Source organism: Salinimicrobium oceani, from assembly GCF_012037645.1.
Genome location: NZ_JAAVJR010000001.1, coordinates 621,363 through 640,373, shown reverse-complemented (window position 1 = coordinate 640,373; position 19,011 = coordinate 621,363). Strand labels below are relative to the sequence as shown.

At 41.9% G+C, this 19,011-nt stretch carries 20 protein-coding genes; 5 read left to right on the top strand and 15 right to left on the bottom strand.

All coding sequences use genetic code 11. The annotated features are described in order from the left end of the window. Nucleotides 1–160: 160 nt before the first annotated feature. The 3 genes from HC175_RS02930 to HC175_RS02920 are packed head-to-tail and all read right to left on the bottom strand — an operon-like array spanning nucleotide 161 to nucleotide 2,041. Entirely contained in the window at nucleotides 161–730 is a 570-nt protein-coding gene (locus tag HC175_RS02930; protein ID WP_168136996.1) for an RNA polymerase sigma factor, read from the bottom strand. Then, complete coding sequence (locus HC175_RS02925) at nucleotides 721–1,821, bottom strand: glycosyltransferase (protein ID WP_168136995.1); 1,101 nt, start codon at nucleotides 1,819–1,821, stop codon at nucleotides 721–723. The genes HC175_RS02930 and HC175_RS02925 overlap by 10 nt, the downstream gene beginning before the upstream one ends. Nucleotides 1,822–1,834: 13 nt before the next feature. Continuing rightward, on the bottom strand, nucleotides 1,835–2,041 hold the full coding sequence (locus HC175_RS02920) for a membrane or secreted protein (RefSeq protein ID WP_168136994.1): 207 nt from the start codon (nucleotides 2,039–2,041) through the stop codon (nucleotides 1,835–1,837). A gap of 221 nt (nucleotides 2,042–2,262) precedes the next feature. Between HC175_RS02920 and HC175_RS02915 the strand changes: the two genes are divergently transcribed. Further along, on the top strand, nucleotides 2,263–2,877 hold the full coding sequence (locus HC175_RS02915; RefSeq protein WP_168136993.1) for a fasciclin domain-containing protein: 615 nt from the start codon (nucleotides 2,263–2,265) through the stop codon (nucleotides 2,875–2,877). A gap of 75 nt (nucleotides 2,878–2,952) precedes the next feature. On the opposite strand, the gene murB is transcribed toward HC175_RS02915, so the two are convergent. Further along, nucleotides 2,953–3,966: a UDP-N-acetylmuramate dehydrogenase gene (gene murB / locus HC175_RS02910; protein ID WP_168136992.1), complete on the bottom strand. Its 1,014-nt coding sequence runs from the start codon at nucleotides 3,964–3,966 to the stop codon at nucleotides 2,953–2,955. Continuing rightward, nucleotides 3,966–5,156, bottom strand: coding sequence for a pyridoxal phosphate-dependent aminotransferase (locus tag HC175_RS02905; RefSeq protein ID WP_168136991.1), 1,191 nt, complete (start codon nucleotides 5,154–5,156; stop codon nucleotides 3,966–3,968). The genes murB and HC175_RS02905 overlap by 1 nt, the downstream gene beginning before the upstream one ends. A gap of 87 nt (nucleotides 5,157–5,243) precedes the next feature. Here HC175_RS02905 and HC175_RS02900 point away from each other — a divergent pair, with 87 nt between their 5' ends. Then, complete coding sequence (locus tag HC175_RS02900; RefSeq protein ID WP_168136990.1) at nucleotides 5,244–6,566, top strand: aspartyl protease family protein; 1,323 nt, start codon at nucleotides 5,244–5,246, stop codon at nucleotides 6,564–6,566. Between the two features lie 48 nt (nucleotides 6,567–6,614). Here the strand turns inward: HC175_RS02900 and HC175_RS02895 are convergent, their stop codons facing one another. Continuing rightward, nucleotides 6,615–6,986 (bottom strand): DUF1573 domain-containing protein, encoded by a 372-nt coding sequence (locus HC175_RS02895; RefSeq protein WP_168136989.1) that lies wholly within the window; start codon nucleotides 6,984–6,986, stop codon nucleotides 6,615–6,617. Nucleotides 6,987–7,127: 141 nt separating this feature from the next. On the opposite strand from HC175_RS02895, the gene HC175_RS02890 reads away from it, so the two are divergent. Then, the gene (locus HC175_RS02890) at nucleotides 7,128–9,758 is read left to right on the top strand and encodes a valine--tRNA ligase (RefSeq protein ID WP_168136988.1); all 2,631 of its coding nucleotides are present in this window, start codon (nucleotides 7,128–7,130) and stop codon (nucleotides 9,756–9,758) included. A gap of 106 nt (nucleotides 9,759–9,864) precedes the next feature. Here HC175_RS02890 and HC175_RS02885 read toward each other — a convergent pair whose 3' ends face one another. From HC175_RS02885 to rsfS, 6 genes are all read right to left on the bottom strand, one after another. Continuing rightward, on the bottom strand, nucleotides 9,865–10,131 hold the full coding sequence (locus tag HC175_RS02885) for an acyl-CoA-binding protein (RefSeq protein WP_168136987.1): 267 nt from the start codon (nucleotides 10,129–10,131) through the stop codon (nucleotides 9,865–9,867). 8 nt (nucleotides 10,132–10,139) lie between these two features. Next, entirely contained in the window at nucleotides 10,140–10,793 is a 654-nt protein-coding gene (locus tag HC175_RS02880; RefSeq protein ID WP_168136986.1) for a phosphatidylserine decarboxylase family protein, read from the bottom strand. Next, a complete protein-coding gene (locus tag HC175_RS02875; RefSeq protein ID WP_168136985.1) occupies nucleotides 10,783–11,586 on the bottom strand; it encodes a phosphatidate cytidylyltransferase in 804 nt (267 codons plus the stop codon). Before HC175_RS02875 ends, HC175_RS02880 begins: the two co-directional genes overlap by 11 nt. A 1-nt stretch (nucleotide 11,587) precedes the next feature. Beyond that, on the bottom strand, nucleotides 11,588–12,199 hold the full coding sequence (locus HC175_RS02870) for an LUD domain-containing protein (RefSeq protein ID WP_168136984.1): 612 nt from the start codon (nucleotides 12,197–12,199) through the stop codon (nucleotides 11,588–11,590). A 100-nt stretch (nucleotides 12,200–12,299) separates the two neighbouring features. Then, nucleotides 12,300–14,348 (bottom strand): ATP-dependent zinc metalloprotease FtsH, encoded by a 2,049-nt coding sequence (gene ftsH / locus HC175_RS02865; protein WP_168136983.1) that lies wholly within the window; start codon nucleotides 14,346–14,348, stop codon nucleotides 12,300–12,302. A 17-nt stretch (nucleotides 14,349–14,365) separates the two neighbouring features. After that, nucleotides 14,366–14,737, bottom strand: coding sequence for a ribosome silencing factor (gene rsfS / locus HC175_RS02860; RefSeq protein ID WP_168136982.1), 372 nt, complete (start codon nucleotides 14,735–14,737; stop codon nucleotides 14,366–14,368). Between the two features lie 95 nt (nucleotides 14,738–14,832). Here rsfS and HC175_RS02855 point away from each other — a divergent pair, with 95 nt between their 5' ends. Further along, nucleotides 14,833–15,570: a biotin--[acetyl-CoA-carboxylase] ligase gene (locus tag HC175_RS02855; RefSeq protein WP_168136981.1), complete on the top strand. Its 738-nt coding sequence runs from the start codon at nucleotides 14,833–14,835 to the stop codon at nucleotides 15,568–15,570. On the opposite strand, the gene HC175_RS02850 is transcribed toward HC175_RS02855, so the two are convergent. Both HC175_RS02850 and pyrE read right to left on the bottom strand, forming a co-directional pair. After that, nucleotides 15,567–15,959, bottom strand: a complete 393-nt coding sequence (locus HC175_RS02850; RefSeq protein ID WP_168136980.1) for an SRPBCC family protein — start codon at nucleotides 15,957–15,959, stop codon at nucleotides 15,567–15,569. The two genes, HC175_RS02855 and HC175_RS02850, sit on opposite strands and share 4 nt — an antisense overlap. A gap of 2 nt (nucleotides 15,960–15,961) precedes the next feature. Next, nucleotides 15,962–16,603, bottom strand: a complete 642-nt coding sequence (gene pyrE / locus HC175_RS02845) for an orotate phosphoribosyltransferase (protein ID WP_168136979.1) — start codon at nucleotides 16,601–16,603, stop codon at nucleotides 15,962–15,964. 7 nt (nucleotides 16,604–16,610) lie between these two features. Here pyrE and HC175_RS02840 point away from each other — a divergent pair, with 7 nt between their 5' ends. Beyond that, a complete protein-coding gene (locus tag HC175_RS02840; protein WP_168136978.1) occupies nucleotides 16,611–17,240 on the top strand; it encodes an NUDIX hydrolase in 630 nt (209 codons plus the stop codon). Here the strand turns inward: HC175_RS02840 and HC175_RS02835 are convergent. Continuing rightward, a complete protein-coding gene (locus HC175_RS02835; RefSeq protein ID WP_168136977.1) occupies nucleotides 17,202–18,953 on the bottom strand; it encodes a M14 family metallopeptidase in 1,752 nt (583 codons plus the stop codon). The genes HC175_RS02840 and HC175_RS02835 overlap by 39 nt on opposite strands. Nucleotides 18,954–19,011: the final 58 nt, after the last annotated feature.

The following is a 19,011-nucleotide window of genomic DNA, read 5'->3' as shown; positions in this document are numbered from 1 at the left end:
CTGCAAAGGTACAATTAGGATGTTGAAATAGCAACGTTAAAAAGTGATCTGTGTTCAGGGATCAGTGTTCTGGGATTTGTTCAGAAAAATATTCAGGGGTTAAAGTTGGCAACCCGAAAATTCCCAACGCTGAAAACTTGAGCCTTAAGTCACAAAAATTTCAGCTCTTCCTTTTCTCAATGATCTCGGCCAGTAATTTCTTCGCTCTAAGCAGCTTCACCTTGACATTGCTCATTGGTTCCTGTAGATGAGCGCTGATCTCCTTATAGCTCATTTCCTGAAAATACCTCAAGGTGATCACTTCCTGGTAAGGTTTCTTAAGCTTTTTAATGTCCCGCAGGAGTTGAGCTAAATTCTGTTCTGTAATAAGGGTATCCTCAATGGTTGGGGCATCATCGGCTATCCTGTGAACTCGCTCATCTTCTTCATCTGTGGTTTGAGATCTTATCGAGGCGTTTTTCTTCCGGATAAGGTCGACATGGATGTTCTTGGAAATCGTGATGAGCCAGGTTTTGAAGGTGTATTTAGGATCAAAAGTGTCAATTTTATCGAATGCTTTTGAAAAGGTCTGGATGGTTATATCTTCGGCATCATACTCATTCTGCGTGCGCTTCAGCTGAAATCCATAGACTTCATTCCAGAAACGGTCCAGTAAATAATTGAATGCCGTTTGCTTTCCCTTCTTTGCCTTTTCAATTTGCTGCTGAAGTAGATCGGGTTCTATTTCCAATGAGTGGGTTTTGAAAAAAGATTAGCTATAAAGATACCTAATTGGGCCCAAATTAAAAACAGCTCCAGGAAGGGAAATATCCAAAAAAGATCGGTTTCATTAAACTTTTTGCCCGAGTGATAAAATACGGTTCCCTGTACGATCCACCTTAAAGCAAGGCCTGCAAGCGCAACTTGCCAGAATGTGGTGAAAACAAGTACCATGAACAACAACCAGAACAATAGCTGTGAACTGTAAAAAAGTCCCAGCATAAGTTTGTGTTCTCTCTTGTAATGGGTAGCGATGGAGACATGCCTTCTTTTTTGCCTAAACCACGATTTTAAATCTTCTTTTGGTACACTTCGGGTAATTCCATTTGGTGACAGGCAAAGAGCGGTATTGAACTTATTGGCTGCCTGATTTACAAAAAGATCATCATCTCCTGCCTTTACGTGCAGGTGACTGGCAAAGCCGTTTTGTGCAAAAAATTCTTCAGAAGTATAAGCGAGATTCCGGCCCACTCCCATGTAAGGTTTGCCCCAGCTGGCATAAGAGAAATACTGGATAGCTGTAAAAAGCGTTTCAAACCTTATCAATTTATTGAGGATAGAACGTGTGTTGATCAAATAGCCTCCATAGCCAAGAACAATACTTTTCTGATCTTCAAAATGGGCACTCATTTCTTTTAGCCACTGGTCGGTTTCGGGGCGGCAATCGGCATCTGTAAAAAGGAGGTATGGTTTTTTGGCCTTTTTGATACCTAAGGTGAGCGCGTATTTTTTGTTGGCCCAGAAGGCTTCATTGTTTTGAACATCAACGATCTTCACCCTTGGATCAAGGGCTTCAAATTCCTCTATGACCTCGAGAGTTTCATCTGCGGAAGCATCATTGATCACCACCACTTCAAAATCTGGATGATCTTGCGAAAGTATAAGCGGAAGAAAATTCCGAAGGTTGTCGGCTTCATTTTTTGCACAGATGATTACCGAAACCGGAAGCATCTTAGGCCGCACATTCTCGCTCGCAGGAGCAAAGGCAAATTTGAAGAAACCAAGGTAATACCCCAGGTTTACCAGGCCTATGATGACAAAGGCAATAAGGATGGTTAGCATTTAAGTGGCTGGATTACTTTACCGTTTGAGGTTGATCACAGTCTTTGGCTTCGTCGGGCAATTTTCCGCAATAACTGCAGGCTTCGCCTTCCTTGTTCAAAAATGGACTCTGGCTGGCACAGGTCCCGCTGAATTTCCCGTCTTTTTTACCCCAGATCTTGATGGCAATGCCAGCAAATGCAAGGGCTAAAAGTACTATCGTGATTAAAACTAGTTCCATGTCTAAAAGTTTCCGCAAAAATAAACAATAAAGAGCAGTATATGAAGAGATCAGGCGATTTGTGATTGTTAAAATAACCGATCTTCTTTTGCAAAGTAAAACAGTGAAACCTTGGAATTTAGCATTTCAATTTCAGTTTTAACTAAGGATTATAATCTAAAATTATGAGTGTTCTCCCTATTTTAATACTTTGGTTTCCAAATGATTAAAAAATAAAGATTATGAGAATACAAAAAATTTTAATGCTGTTCGCCGTTCTTTTTTTGGCTTTTTCGTGTAAAGACAATGAACGGGATACTGAAAGTATAGAAATTACAGAAGGAGTTGATGAAAACTTTGATAACAGGCTGGAAGAGGCGCGTGGGGATGATGATGTGGTCAATGCTGTAGAAAGCAATCCGGAACTGAGTACTTTCGCAACAGGTCTCAATGCCTGGAACGTGGAAGATTCCATTGATACTGCCGAAGAAGATATTCTGATTTTTGCTCCTACAAATATCGCCTACAGTACCATTAGTCAGGAGGAAGGCCAGGAGATGCTGGCGCTGGATTCTGAAGAGATCATAGCTTATCATATTCTGAAGACGCCTAAAGATCTTGCAGAACTAAAAGCCGAGATCAGAAATGCTAATGATACGCTCATGGTGGAAACCATGCAGGGAGAAGATCTGAAATTATCACTTGATGATGATGCTGTAGTGCTCACTGGAGTCACTGGTATCTCGGCGCGGGTGACAGATTCTGTACAGGCTGGAAATGGTACAGTTTATATTATTGACAAGGTCCTGCTGCCAAGAGAATTCAGTAAGGAAGTGACGATCACAAACGAAGGGTAGTTAACTTCAAAAGGTCGTAAAAAATAAAGCTGCTCAAAAATGTCATTTTTGAGCAGCTTTATTTTTTATTTTAAATCAGAAGATATTGACCTCGGGAGAAATTTTAATGCCAAACAAATTATCGATGCGCTCCTGTATCTTTTGAGAAAGTGCAAGGATCTCCTGGCCGGTAGCATTTCCGTGATTCACCAGAACCAGGGCCTGCCTGGAATGCACCCCAGCATCTCCTTCGCGATGACCTTTTAGACCCGCCCTGTCAATTAACCAGCCTGCAGGAATTTTGACCTCCTCCTCATTAAGTACGTAAAATGGCATTTCGGGAAACTCTTTTTGAAGCCTCAAAAGTGTAGATTTCCCTACCACCGGATTCTTAAAAAAACTGCCGCTATTGCCCAACACTTTTGGATCTGGGAGTTTTGACTGCCTAATATGGATCACAGCATTAGAAACATCCCGAATTTGAGGATTCGTTATGCCTTGCTCTTCAAGAAAGGTATCTATTGATCCATAGGAGGTGTTAAGCTGATGATTTTGTGTAGTAAGTCTAAAACTAACACTGGTAATAATATATCTGCCTTTGGCTTCATTTTTAAAGATCGATTCGCGATACTCAAAATGACATTCTTCCTTATTAAATCGTTTTAATTCCAGGGTTTGAACATCAAGAGCCTCACATGATTCGAACACGTCTTTGATCTCCACGCCATAAGCTCCAATATTCTGAATAGGAGCAGTGCCAACATTCCCGGGAATAAGAGAAAGATTTTCCACGCCCCCAAAGTTGTTCTCAATACAATACAAAACGAACTGGTGCCAGTTTTCTCCCGCCATGGCGGTCACGATCACATGATCCTCACTTTCTTTGTTGACTTGCTTTCCCTTCAGGTCTATGTGCAGTACCGTCTGCTCCACATCTTTGGTGAGAAGCATATTGCTGCCGCCTCCCAGAAAAAATAATTCTGAAGCATAAGACTTCCGAAGCACTTCCTTTAGCTCTTCTAAAGAAGTAATTTCGATGAGCTTTCGTGCTTTGACATCAATGCCAAATGTGTTGTATGGCTTTAAGGAAACGTCATGAAGGATCTTCATTAGCCTTTATATTCCTTTAATGCTGCTTTAAGGATCTCAATGGCTCGCAAGAGATCTTTTTGTTTCAGAACGTATGCGATCCTAACCTGGTTAAGACCGGTATTTGGGGTGGAGTAAAATCCGGCGGCAGGAGCTACCATTACTGTTTCATTGTCAAGATCAAAACTGTCGAGAAGCCATTTTGCAAAATCTTCGGCATCGTTTACAGGAAGTTCTGCAATGCAGTAAAATGCTCCTTTTGGATTTGCCACCCGTACTCCTTCAATTTGCTCCAGTCCCTGTACCAGGGTATTTCTTCGGGAGGTGTATTCTTCAATGACCTCGTCAAAATACTCCTGTTCTGTATCAAGAGCCGCTTCGCTGGCAATTTGAGCAAAAGTCGGCGGACTAAGACGTGCCTGCGCAAATTTCATCGCAGTGGCCATAAAATCCTTATTCCTGGAAGCAACGCATCCTATACGCGCGCCACACATGCTGTATCTCTTGGAAACGGAATCTATCATCACTGCGTGCTCTTTCAATCCCGGTACGCTCATGATGGAATAATGTTTTGCACCATCATATGCAAATTCCCTGTACACCTCGTCGGCAACAATAAAAAGATCGTGTTTTTTGACTATTTCGGCAAGCTGCTCGATCTCCTCACGGGTGTAGAGGTAACCCGTTGGATTTCCAGGGTTGCAAATGATTATGGCTTTTGTCCTGGAAGTGATCAGCTTTTCAAATTCCGAAATTGGAGGGAGAGCAAAACCATCTTCTATTTTTGATTTTACAGGCACCACTTTCACGCCCGATGCTGTTGCAAAACCATTATAATTGGCATAAAACGGTTCTGGAATGATCACCTCATCTCCGGCGTCACAAATACTTCCCATGGTGAACAACAATGCTTCAGAACCACCTGTGGTAATGATAAGTTCATTAGGTTGAACATTTATGTCGTGTTTTTGATAGTAAGCCGCAAGCTTTGTGCGGTAACTTTCAAAACCGGCAGAGTGGCTGTAGGAAAGAACTTCGATATCATTATTTTTTACAGCCGCAAGAGCCTTCGCGGGTGTTTTGATATCGGGTTGACCTATGTTGAGCTGGTAAATTGTGCGCCCTTTCTTGATCGCAGCTTCGGCGTAGGGAACTAACTTTCTTATAGGAGATTCGGGCATTGCGAGCCCTTTTTGAGAAATATTCGGCATAATGAAATTTTTGGCCTACAAAGTTGCAAAATTTTAATTTCATAAAGATATTTTTCGTATTTTTTATCAACTTCTCATCCCCCAGAAATGCTAAAATGCAAGTTGCTCATATTGCTGCTGTTTGGAGGGTTAAGCATTTGTCTTAGTCAGGAGAACTTTGTGATCAAAAATGGCCGATCCAGTGCTAAAGTTAAGTTCGATCTTGTAAACAATCTCATCATAGTGCCCGTCTCTTTGAACGGTGTAGAACTGAATTTTCTTGTAGATACAGGAGTGAAAACTACTGTGCTGCTAAACCTTAATGAGCAGGATAGCATGGAATTGAATTCTGCCGAGAAGATCCACCTGCGCGGCCTGGGCGGAGAGGAGCTCATTGAAGCATTCAGGTCCCAGGATAACGAAATCCGACTGGGAAACCTAAAGCATACCGCACTTACAGTATATGTCATTTATGACGAGAAGATCAATTTTTCTCCCCGGCTTGGTTTGCCTGTACACGGTATTATTGGATATGACCTCTTTAAAGATTTTATTGTCGAGATCAATTATCCTAAGAATTTTCTTCGGTTGCATGACAGGAAAAAATTTCAGAAAAACCTGAGAAAATATGAACGTCTACCGCTGGAATTTTTTCAGGAAAAACCGTACCTAACAGTCAGCGTGAATATAGAGGGGGAAGAAAGCCAGGCTACGCTTCTTCTTGACAATGGTTTAAGTGATGCGCTGTGGCTGTTTACGGATAATGAGGAGATTAAGGTGCCTCAGCATTCCTTCCCAGACTTCCTGGGGCTGGGACTTCTGGGAGATGTGGTAGGGCTGCGCAGCCGAATTTCTTCCCTACAAATTGGCAGCCAGATCATTCCAGGGGTGACCACTTCCTTTCCCGATAATCTTTCTGTGGAAGGACTTCAAACATATCACGCACGAAAGGGGAGTATAGGGAGTGAAATTTTTAAGCGGTTCCACATGATCTTTGATTACAACGAGGAGGTTGTGTATCTGCGGAAGAATAAGTGGTTTGATGATGCCTTTAATTATGATATGAGTGGGATAGTTCTTGAACACAGCGGCTTTGTGATGGTGGAAACCTATGAAAAATCATTAAATGCAGTAAGTGCCGGAAGTGAAGAAGACAATCTCCTGGTAATAGAACCATCCTTCTATAAAAAATTTGAATTGAGACCGGCTTTCAGGATCGCAAGTTTACGGGAAGGCTCTCCAGCTCTCCTGGCAGGACTTCTGGAGGGAGATGAAATCGTAAAAGTAAACCGGAAAAATGCCTATAAACTGGGTATTGAAGATTTTATTTCCCTCTTTACTTCTGAAGAAGGAAAAACTATCTCCCTAAAAGTTCTGCGAGCGGGCAGAAACCTAAATTTCAGTTTTAAACTGAAAGATCCTTTAAAATAAAAAGCCCCTCTCAACAAGGGGCTTCAAAAATGTCATTTTAGGAAGGTCTTATTCCAGGACCTTTCCTTTTATTTTGATGGATTTTGCAGGAACATCGGCATTTGAATATACCGTAACTGTTTTGCGTATTGGTCCTACTCTAGAAGTATCATATTTTACCTTGATCTCACCAGATTCTCCCGGTGCAATTGGGTCTTTAGGTTTTTCGGGAATGGTACATCCGCAACTGGAAGTAACATCTGTGATCACCAATGGAACAGTACCCGTATTAGTGAATTCAAAAACTCGAACTCCGTCACTTCCCTTCTGTATTTCGCCATAGTCAATAACTTCCGACTTGAATTCGATCTTTGCGGTTTCCTGCGCCTGTACTGCAAAACCGGCAAAAACGAAGATGGCAATTGCAATTAATTTTTTCATAGTTTTTGGTTTAATCAGAACTGTAAATATAATATTTATCTGTTTATAATGATAAATAAAATGGCAATCCTTTGGTTCGCCTTTTATAATCCTGAAGTTATATTTACTTTTGCCCTCATATTCCAAAAACCGCACCAAAGTATGTCTGCAGCATCAAAATACATAGCCAGGGAAGTTGAAAATAAGTGGTATGACTACTGGATGAAAAATGGATATTTTCATTCAGAAGTTGACGAAAGAGAGCCCTATACTATAGTGATTCCTCCACCTAATGTGACGGGAGTGCTGCATATGGGACACATGCTGAATAACACCATTCAGGATGTCCTCATTCGTCGTGCGAGATTAAAAGGCTATAACGCGTGCTGGGTACCTGGTACAGATCATGCTTCCATTGCTACCGAAGCTAAGGTTGTTGCCAAACTTAAGGCTGAAGGAATCGACAAAAATGACCTTTCCCGGGAGGAATTTCTGGAACATGCCTGGGAATGGACCCATAAACACGGCGGGATCATTCTTGAACAATTGAAAAAGCTGGGAGCCTCCTGCGACTGGGATCGTACTAAGTTCACCATGGATGATGACATGTCTGCCTCGGTGATCAAGGTGTTCGTGGATTTGTATAAGAAAGGCCATATTTACCGCGGACATCGCATGGTAAACTGGGATCCTGAAGCCAAGACCACACTTTCAGATGAAGAAGTGATCTATCAGGAACGTCAGGGCCAGCTGTATTACCTTAAGTACAAGATCGAAGGTTCAGACGATACACTAACTATCGCAACAACACGCCCCGAAACTATTCTGGGAGATACTGCAATTTGTATAAATCCAAATGATGAGCGCTTTACTCATTTAAAGGGGAAAAAGGCTGTTGTTCCATTGTGTGAGCGCGTTATTCCTATTATCGAGGATGAATACGTAGACATGGAATTTGGAACCGGTTGCCTTAAGGTTACGCCGGCTCATGATGAAAATGATAAGGTGCTTGGTGATAAGCATGGGCTTGAGGTGATAGATATTTTTAATGATGACGCCACTTTGAATTCCTTCGGAATGCATTACCAGGGAATAGACAGGTTTGATGCCCGAAAAAAGATCATCCTTGAGCTTAAGGAGAAAGGGGTTCTGGAAAAAACCGAAGACCACCTTAACAAGATCGGGACCAGTGAAAGAACGGGCGCGGTGATCGAACCAAAGTTAAGCGACCAGTGGTTCCTGAAGATGAAAGATCTCGCCAAACCTGCCTTAGATGCGGTACTGGAAAAGGAAGTGAACCTGGTACCCGAGAAATTCATCAATACCTATCGTCATTGGATGGAGAATGTTCGCGACTGGAACATAAGCCGCCAGTTGATATGGGGGCAGCAAATTCCTGCGTTCTATTATGGCGAAGGCAAAGAAGATTATGTAGTGGCTGAAACGCGGGAAGAGGCGCTTGAATTAGCGCAGGCACGTACCGGAAATTCAGATCTAACGATAGATGAGCTCGTTCAGGATAAGGATGCGCTTGATACCTGGTTCTCATCATGGTTGTGGCCTATTAGTGTCTTTAATGGGATTTTGGAACCAGATAATGAGGAGGTCAATTATTACTATCCAACCAATGATCTTGTAACCGCACCCGAGATCTTATTCTTCTGGGTGGCGCGTATGATCATAGCAGGATATGAGTACAGAGATAAAAAACCGTTCAATAATGTTTATCTCACAGGGATTGTTCGTGATAAACAGCGACGAAAAATGTCAAAATCCCTGGGTAATTCCCCAGATCCCCTCGGCCTCATTGATAATTATGGTGCCGATGGTGTGAGGGTAGGAATGCTGCTTAGCTCACCTGCGGGCAATGATCTTATGTTCGATGAAGATCTTTGCAAGCAAGGGGGAGCCTTTGTCAATAAGATCTGGAATTCTTTTAAGCTCGTGAATTCCTGGGAAGTTTCTTCGGAAGCTGAACAACCTGAGTCGGCAAAAGTTGCTATTTCGTGGTACGAGGCCAAATTTCAGAAGAGCCTGAAAGAAATTGAGGATAACTATAAGAAATATCGAATTAGTGACGCATTGATGGCTACCTATAAGCTCATATGGGATGACTATTGTTCCTGGTTCCTGGAAATGGTGAAGCCTGCTTTTGGCCAGCCTATGGATGCACAGACCTTTGAGGCAGTAAATAAGATCCTCGAAAACAACCTGAAGATCCTTCATCCTTTTGTGCCCTTTGTTTCAGAAGAGATATGGCAAACGATGAAAACGCGAAGTGCAGAAGAGGCATTGATCGTTGCGACCTGGCCAGAAATGGATGAATTTGATGCAAAGGTAATAGAGGAATTTGCTGTTGCTTCAGAAGTGATCTCGGGCGTGAGAAGTATTAGGAAAGAGAAAAATATCTCGTATAAAGACCAGATCGAACTACAGATTCTCAATAATGAGAAAGTTGCCACCACTTTTGATCCTGTGATCGAGAAACTGGGGAATTTATCGGCTCTCTCTTACACAAATGAACAGGTTCAGGGCGCACTTTCCTTTAGAGTGAAATCCAATGAATATTTTATCCCTGTTGCTGGCGCTGTTGATGTTGAAGCTGAAAAGGCAAAGCTGGAAGAAGAACTTAACTACACTCGTGGCTTCCTGAAATCTGTTGAAAAGAAACTTTCTAACGAGCGATTCGTGAGTGGAGCTCCTGCAAAGGTAGTGGAGATCGAGCAGCAGAAGAAGGCAGATGCCGAGGCTAAGATCGAGGCGATCCAGGCGAGTCTAAAGGCGCTTTCATAAAAGCGCCAGAGTCCGCACAGGGCAACCGGTTGTAATAAAGAGTTTGTATGAATGAGTTGGAGGTCGTGATCACAGATCCCTTGCTCCACCAGAATTTTGCAGCTTGTTAATCTGAAATATGCTCTTCAACGAGCTCGATGTATGCTTTTTTAGCCTCCTCGACGCTCATTCCCTTTACCTGAAGTAAAGCATTGAGTTTAAACGCATTTTTGACATCGCTATTCCCTGAAGGCATGTAAGCGGCAGTATGTTCGGTAGCCTGCTTATAATAGGCATAAAGCTTCAGCATTAAATCTGGCGGAAATTTCTTTGAGGTGTTGCAGGCCTTTTCATAGGCCTCATCAAATTTTCTGTCTATCTCTTCAGAAGTCATAGGAAAACTTAAGATACTTTGGCAAGTAGGCTGATCCCGCCTTTAACTTTCTGGTTTAATTTCACCTCAAGTTCAGTGCCTAAAGGAAGAAAGACATCTACCCGGGAACCAAACTTAATAAAGCCGCTGTCGCTTCCCTGAACGACTTCTTCTCCTACTTTGGCGTAGTTGACGATCCTTTTAGCCAAAGCTCCGGCAATCTGTCTGTAAAGTACTTCTCCTGCAACTTCGTTCTCGACGACCACAGTAGTGCGCTCATTTTCTTCACTTGCCTTGGGATGCCATGCTACAAGATATTTTCCCGGATGATACTCGCTGTATTTCACCCTGCCTCCAATTGGATGTCGTGTGACATGAACATTGATGGGAGACATGAATACAGAGATCATTAGTCGCTTATCCTTAAAATATTCTTTTTCGTATACTTCCTCTATGACCACAACCTTCCCGTCAACAGGAGCAACCACGTGAATATCATTAAGCTGTGTTTGTCGCTTTGGATTTCTGAAAAACTGGACAATAAGAAAAAACAAGAGCACACTGGTGATGAGAATTGTAATCCTTATCCAGTCAGTGAAAATAAAAGTATGTGCAAGAAGATTAACAATGATCAACAGGATCATCGCACTTCCCATTATTTTATATCCTTCTTTATGAAACATAATTCAATATTTGTAAGTAAGCGTAGACAAAGGGACTTGCAAAAATAATACTGTCCAGCCTGTCAAACAAGCCTCCATGGCCTGGCATTAATCTTCCGCTGTCTTTTACTCCTGCCTGGCGCTTGAACTTGGATTGGATCAAATCTCCAAGGGTGCCAAAAATGCTCAAAATGATGGCCATTCCTACCCAGGTGTGCAGTTCGAGTAAACCAGTTATTAAAAAAACAATATAGCCAGCTATGGCTGTAAATATCAGACCTCCCAGAAAACCTTCCACCGTCTTTTTTGGAGAGATGCGCTCGAATAGCTTTTTCTTTCCAAAATTCTTCCCAACAATATAGGCAAAAGTATCGTTAATCCAAATGAGAGAGAAGATGCCAATCACAAGTTCTGGCGTGAAATCTCCTGTATAGCTTGGAATTAGGGTTAAAAAGATCATCGAAGCGATAAGGTAGAAGATGATGATCACATACTTCTTCTTTTCAAAGAGCGGTATTTTATTTACCAGCATCAGGTCCTTTACCAGGAACATATTGACAAAAATGGTGATCATTAAAAGGACCAGGGTTGCATAAGGGCTCCATCGCAAATAACTAAAAAGATAGAATAGTGCAAATAATAAAAAGTATCCCAGGTAACTCTTTAAATGCAGGAGACGTTGTAGCTCTCTTAAGCAAATAACGCCAAAAAGTAAAAAGAGGGTGGTAAAGGCAAATTCTGAGGAAAATATGGAGACCACGAGTATAGATATATACATGACTCCCGATAAACCCCGAATAATATTTTCCTTCATGTTACAGATCTTCCAGAAGCAGCAAATATAGGTTTTTTGTGCTACTTCCATAACTCATGAAGTCTCCTTCCTTATTGTTTTCGAAATTTTTGATGGTAGTAATGTTAGAAGGAATGCGGTCTTTATTTTTAAATTTTATGCCTCTAAGCCCTTCTCCAATGATATCCACAAGTTTACTGGTGGAGGCAAGGATAACAAAATTATAAGGGAGTTCCTTTAGCTTCTTTTCCTTGATCTGATTTGAAGAAATGAGAATGGACCCGTCGTTTGCAATAAGATACTCACAGGTACTCAGAAAGAAATCTGCCTCTCCGGAATTTGTGAATTCCAGATTCTGGTCAGAGAATTTGTCCCTTAAACTTTGATCAAAACAACAAGCTTGCTTTTCATACCAATCATTCTCTAACATGATGTTTTCGAACGCTTCGATCAACTCCTCGTTGCTCTCGCAGTATAGAAATTTACCGCCGTTGTTTTTGAAATTGAGCATGAAACGCTCATCGGTAGGGAGCTTAACATCTGGCATGTACTTGCTACGGTCAGAATTTTCAACCTTATCCTGACCTTTGTCTGATTTAGATTTAGGGTTTAAGAAATTTCTAAATAGACTCATATAGGTTCATGGTTACACTAAAGTAGCATTTCAACCAAAGGTAAAAAATCTTAACTTACAGTTTAATGAAAGTTAAGATTTTTTATGTGGTGTGGAGAATTTATTTTTGTTCTGAAGTAGGTTCTCCTGTAGCTTCATGAGATCCTGTAGTATCAGGAAACTTTTCGGTAACTGTTTCCTCCTGTTCGGGCAGTGCTCTTTCCTGTGAGTTGCCATTCATGATCTCATCCCTGCTTTTGTACGGTCTTTTTCCGAAGATCTCTTCCAGATTATCTTTAAAGATCACCTCTTTTTCAAGCAGAATTTCGGCAAGCTTTGTGAGCTTATCCTTGTTTTCATCAAGAATCCTTATTGCCCGCTGATACTGTTCTTCAATGAGATTTGAGATCTCCTTATCGATCAATTCTGAAGTCTTCTCACTATAAGGTTTTGTGAAATTATACTCACTCTGTCCCGAAGAATCATGGTAAGTAAGGTTTCCTACTTTGTCATTCAATCCATAAACAGTTACCATGGCCCTTGCCTGCTTGGTTACTTTTTCAAGATCACTAAGAGCGCCGGTAGAGATCTTATTAAAGATCACTTTCTCTGCAGCACGGCCTCCCAGGGCGGCACACATTTCATCCAGCATTTGCTCTGGCCTTACGATAAGTCTTTCTTCTGGCAAATACCATGCAGCTCCAAGGGATTGACCTCTGGGTACAATGGTCACCTTTACCAAAGGTGCGGCGTGTTCCAGGATCCAACTAACGGTTGCATGTCCTGCTTCGTGAAAAGCTATGGCCTGTTTCTCTTCGGGAGTGATTATTTTGTTCTTTTTCTCAAGTCCTCCTACAATACGGTCTACCGCGTCCAGGAAATCCTGTTTCCCAACAGCCGTTTTTCCTTTACGGGCTGCGATCAAAGCTGCTTCATTACAAACATTGGCAATATCTGCACCCGAAAAACCAGGAGTTTGTTTTGCCATGAATTCTGTGTCCAGCTCATCTGCCACCTTTTTAAGGGGGCGCAGGTGCACTTCAAATATTTCTTTTCTCTCTCTAACATCTGGCAGGTCCACGTAGATCTGTCGGTCAAATCGTCCTGCTCTCATCAATGCCTTGTCCAGCACGTCTGCACGGTTAGTTGCAGCAATGACAATAACATTGGTATTGGTTCCAAAACCATCCATTTCCGTCAGAAGCTGGTTCAGAGTATTTTCACGTTCATCATTAGAACCTGAAAAATTACTCTTACCTCGTGCCCGTCCTATAGCGTCTATTTCATCTATGAAGATAATGGCAGGAGATTTTTCCTTTGCCTGCTTGAACAGGTCACGTACCCTTGAAGCTCCAACTCCCACAAACATTTCCACGAAGTCCGAACCCGACAATGAAAAGAAAGGAACTTTTGCTTCGCCGGCAACGGCTTTTGCCAGCAAGGTCTTCCCGGTTCCCGGAGGTCCTACAAGAAGAGCTCCTTTTGGGATCTTTCCTCCAAGGCTGGTGTATTTATCTGGATTCTTCAGAAAATCCACGATTTCCTGTACTTCTTCCTTGGCACCTTCGAGACCTGCAACATCCTTGAAAGAAACCTTTACATCTGTATTTTGATCAAAAAGCTTGGCTTTTGATTTTCCAATATTAAAGATCTGGCCTCCTGCGCCACCTCCTGCGCCACCGCTCATTCTTCGCATAATGAAGATCCAGATCCCAATGATCAAAACAAAGGGGAGAAGCGTTAGGAGAATATCTCCCCACACGTTCTGGTGAGTTTCAAAAACTACAGGGGTGTCAAGACTGTTTTCTGCCTTTACCTCTCTAATGTCGTCTTCCAGATTTTGAAGATCTCCAAACTCAAAGGTATATGCCGGGCTTTCGCCTCCCGGAAAGATTTCCTCCTGGACCGCCTTTTGATGAATGTCTTTGGATTTTGCTTCTTCAGTAAGAAAGACTTTTGCCTGATTTCTGTTTACAATTACTACCTTCTGAACATCACCCTGTTCAAGATATGTCAGGAATTCGGCTGGGTTGGTCTTGGCAGGTTCATTGAATCCACTACCGCTAAACCAGTTGATCCCCAGGAAAACAAGTATTATGGCGGCATAAATCCAGTAGGCACTGAATTTTGGTTTCTTAGGTTCTTTATTTTTCTTTTGCTCTGTGGCCATGTGTATCTTCTTAGCTCTTAATAATTTGTCTCAATGGAGGTGGTCTTAGCATCGCCCCAAAGACTTTCAATGTCGTAAAATTCCCTGATGTGTTTCTGAAAAACATGTACTACTACGTTCACGTAGTCCATTAATACCCACTCAGCATTGTCAGATCCTTCTATATGCCATGGCTTGTCCTTCAGTGATTTACTGACAGATTTTTGTATGGAATTAACTATAGCGTTTACCTGCGTATTTGAAGTTCCATTGCAGATTACGAAATAATCACAAACAGTATTTTCTATTTCCCTTAGATCAAGTATATCAATATCGTTGCCTTTAACCTCTTCGATTCCCTTGATAATATGTGCAATAAGTATATCGTTGTTCGCTTCTTTTTTTGTCATTAAATTTATTTTCTTTGCGCAAAGTTATTACTTTTTAAGGTTTTTGAACCTTCGTTTTTACAACATTTAACGCCTGCATTATCTATTCATCTCGTATGCACCTTATCAAAGTTAATGCCATCAACTCCACGAATTCTTTTGTGCGGGAACTGTTTCGGGAGAAAGCGGAGTTACCCATGACCTGTGTGGTGGCAAAAAAGCAACTTCAGGGAAGGGGGCAGCGAGGTACTATTTGGGATGCTGAAGAAGGGAAAAACCTCACTTTTAGCGTCTTTTTTCCAAGGCCTGGTGTTGCTCCTGCATCACAATTTTTGATAAGCGCTACGGTGGCGGTCTCGCTGATTAGATCGCTGGAAAAATTTGATCTGCCACGCTTAAAGGTCAAATGGCCGAACGACATTCTGTCAGCAAATCGAAAAGTTGCAGGTATTCTTATTGAGAATATACTTTCTGAAGGTAAAATAGCTGGTTCGGTCATTGGAATTGGGCTCAACGTCAATCAGGAGGAGTTCCCGGAACTACCTCAGGCTGGCTCCATGAAGATGATGACAGGGCAGGAGCAGGATCTTGATCTTGACCTGGTGCTTGAAACCATCCTGAAGGATCTGGAACAAGTGCTGGAAAATTTCTCAGAAAGACAGTCGGGCGCCATTTTAAAGACCTATGAAAAATGCCTTTTTAGAAGGACTATTCCATCTACTTTTCAACTGCCATCGGGACAACTTTTTACCGGCATTATTCATGGAGTGACTGCACAAGGAAAACTGCTCGTGCGTGACGAAGATGAAAAAATTCGGGAATTTGACCTGAAGGAAGTTAGTCTTCGCTACTAAAGACGGGCAACATTCTCTGAAAGGTTGCCTATAAATTTCTTTAAAGGTCCTTTCACCATCATCGCCATCATAGTATTGAATTTTCCGTGGAAGAATAACTGCGCCTGACTCTGAGTTTCCGAGAGAGGTTCAATCTCCACATCTAAAGAAAAATCAAACTTATCTGAAGTAGATCCCAACTTAATATATTCCGGCTCGCGGGTTTCCTTGATCTGCAATGCGATTTCAGGCATTCCTTTAAGAGCAAAAGCAAAAGTATCAGATGAAATGACTTCAAATTTTTCTTTGCTCTCGGGCATGATCTGCTCATAATTCTTTACATCTGTAAGAAAATTGAACAATTCCTGCTGACTCTTTTGAACGGTTACTTTATCACTTTGTAATTCCATAGCTATTTTTTCCAGTTGGCCGGATCTTTACGCCAGCTTTGCAGCAGGTCGCTTTCGGCCTGATTAATATAATTTGTTTTGAGTGCGACCTCCAGTAAATATTCATAATTACTCAAGGTATGCAGCTCTATGCCGGCAGAGTCAAAATTTTCTTTAGCAGTGTCAAAACCATATGAAAATATGGCGATCATACCCTTGATATGCACGTTCGCTTCTTCAAGAGCTTTTACTGCATTGAGACTGCTTTTACCGGTGCTAATAAGATCTTCGATCACCACCACCGTTTGACTCTCATCAATTTTTCCTTCAATTTGATTTTGACGACCATGAGACTTTGCTTCCGGACGAACATATGCAAAGGGAAGCCCCAGGTATTCGGCTACCAGCATTCCAATACCAATAGCACCTGTAGCCACACCCGCAATAACATCGGCCTTGCCATAAAGTTGTTCTATCTGCCTGGCCATATGCTCCCTTACATAGTTGCGAATGGGAGGATAGGAAAGAATGATGCGATTGTCGCAATAGATGGGAGAGTTCCATCCGCTGGCCCACTTAAAGCCTTGTTGTGCATCTAATTTTATTGCCTTAATTTGCAATAATAACTCAGCAGTTTTGCGTGCTGTTTCCTTATCTAAAATCATACTGCAAATGTATAAAGTTTTTGTAAATGATATTCCTATTATTCTCTCAACAAAAAAGGATTTAGGTGAGAAATATGTATCTATTCCGTTAAAGGAAGTTAAATTTAAGAGGATCATTAAAAAGATCATCAAAGGCAAACTGTTTTACGTGAACCTGCATCACGCAAAAAAGGAAAAGCTGCTTAAACATCTATTTAAAAAACTACCTGTAGTGACTGCTGGTGGAGGAATGGTGTTAAATACAAAAGACGAGGTACTCTTCATTTATCGCAACGGGAGATGGGACCTGCCAAAAGGGAAGATCGAAAAGAACGAAAGTATAGAGGCCGGTGCAATTCGGGAGGTCGAGGAGGAGACGGGCGTGCGGGATCTCAAGATCACCAAATTCCTTCAAACCACCTACCATGTTTTTCAACGCAAAGGCCGTTACAGGCTTAAGGTCACCTATTGGTATGAAATGAGGACCGACTACGATGGGGAACTTACTCCCGAAGAAAATGAAGGTATCAAAAAGGTGAAATGGAAAGACATGGAAAAGGCGCAGAAGGCATTAAAGAAGTCTTATGCCAATATCCAGTTATTATTTCCTGAAGAGATCTTACCGGTTCACTCTAAAGATGGGATATCTCAAATGTGAAGTTTCATAGTGTTCACTTTTTTTATGGATCCAGTCCAGCTGTGCATACCAGTTACTGGCGAATTCCTCATCACTTTCCTTTAAGGCCATAAATTCATCCTCAATTTCAGGATAATCATCCAGGATCTCTCTGGCCACCTCTTCAAAAACATAAGGTGAGAAACCTTCCTTCTGCTGCAAAACGCTGTCAAAGAAATTCCAGCTAAAAAATGAATCTGGCGCCTGTGGTTCCAGCGTGGCCATTATGTATTTTGCAGCCCTTTGTTTTACAGGAACAAAAAAGTCACCTTTCCTTATATCCACTTTCTGCATGGAAGATTCCACCGCTACATTTGAATGTGGATAATGACCTTCGTAAGCGTTTTGGCGAGTCTCGTAATTTTCAATTCGATATACTTCCACAAGCATGGTAGTGTCTTTTTCAAAGGGCAGCATCTTTACCTTGTTCAGGTCCAGGAGCTCAAGCACAGGCCACCATCCCTGCGGAATAATATAACCTTGTGGCATGGCAACTTCCTTAGAGGGTTTAAAACTGTCATAATATGTTACTTCCCGATTGAAGGGTTTAGAGGTGTCATATTTAAGGCGCTCAAAACCTGTCACTTCACTGGGAAGCCTTTCAGCTTCATAACCTTTAAACTGAAGGCCCGAGGTCTGAGTGCTGTCTACCTGAAAACCAAAAGCATAAGATCTTTTTGCCTGAAATTCTTTAAAATCCTGAGCTCTTAGTTTCTTTATGAGCTGTGAATCTTCATCGGTAATGTCGATCATGGAACGCAGAATTTCATAAGTGCCGCGAACGCGTTGATCATACGGCTTCAGCATATGAGTTTCGATCATCATTCCCAGGGTGTTCCAAAGAGAGGTGTAACCTGTAGAATACCTGGGGGTATCGAGAAATTGAGAAAAGCCTTTTTCCGGAACATCCCCAAACACATTTACATAAGGCGTGATGTCCCATTTTTTCTTCGCCAGGGCCTTCTCAAGAGCGGGACGCAGGTCTGTCTTAATATATTTCCCAAGTTGCCCTCCCATCTGGTCATGCTGCGTGAAAAGATGAGTTAAGGTGTATTGATAATCTGCTCCGTTACTTACGTGGGTGTCTATAAAAACATCGGGATTTACGTGGTGAAAGATCTCGTAAAAAGTCCTGGTGTTCCTGGTATCGGCCTTTATGAAATCACGGTTGAGGTCAAAATTGCGGGCATTACCTCTAAAGCCATAGCTCTTAGGCCCATTCTGATTGGTTCTGGAAAAGGAATTTCGGTTTAGCGCGCCACCAACGTTGTAAATGGGAATCGTGGCGATAACCGTATTTTCAGGTAGTACAATGGAATCTTGCGCAAGGTCTCGAAAAAGCATCATTGTAGCGTCGATCCCATCGCTTTCTCCGGGATGAATGCCATTATTGATGAGGATCACCGTATGGTCTTCCCGCAGCTTTTTGAAATCAAAATTCTTATCTCTGCTGTAAACCATGAGGTGTAGCGGTTTCCCGCTATCGGTCTCTCCAAAGATCTGAAGATCAATGGAAGGATATACTGCTGCCAGATCCTCATAAAAATCAATGACTTCAGTATAAGTTCCGGTTTCAGTGCCGCCAGATTTCTCGAAAGTAGTAGTAAAATCGTAATCCTGTTCCAGAATATAATTAGAAAAATCACAGGAGCTAAGGCTAAGCCCCGCGATCAATAGAACCAGAATCTTCTTCATAAGATGTTTTTAGCTGCCGTAAACATAAAGAAAAACTTCAAAAGCCTAAAGAAGTCCT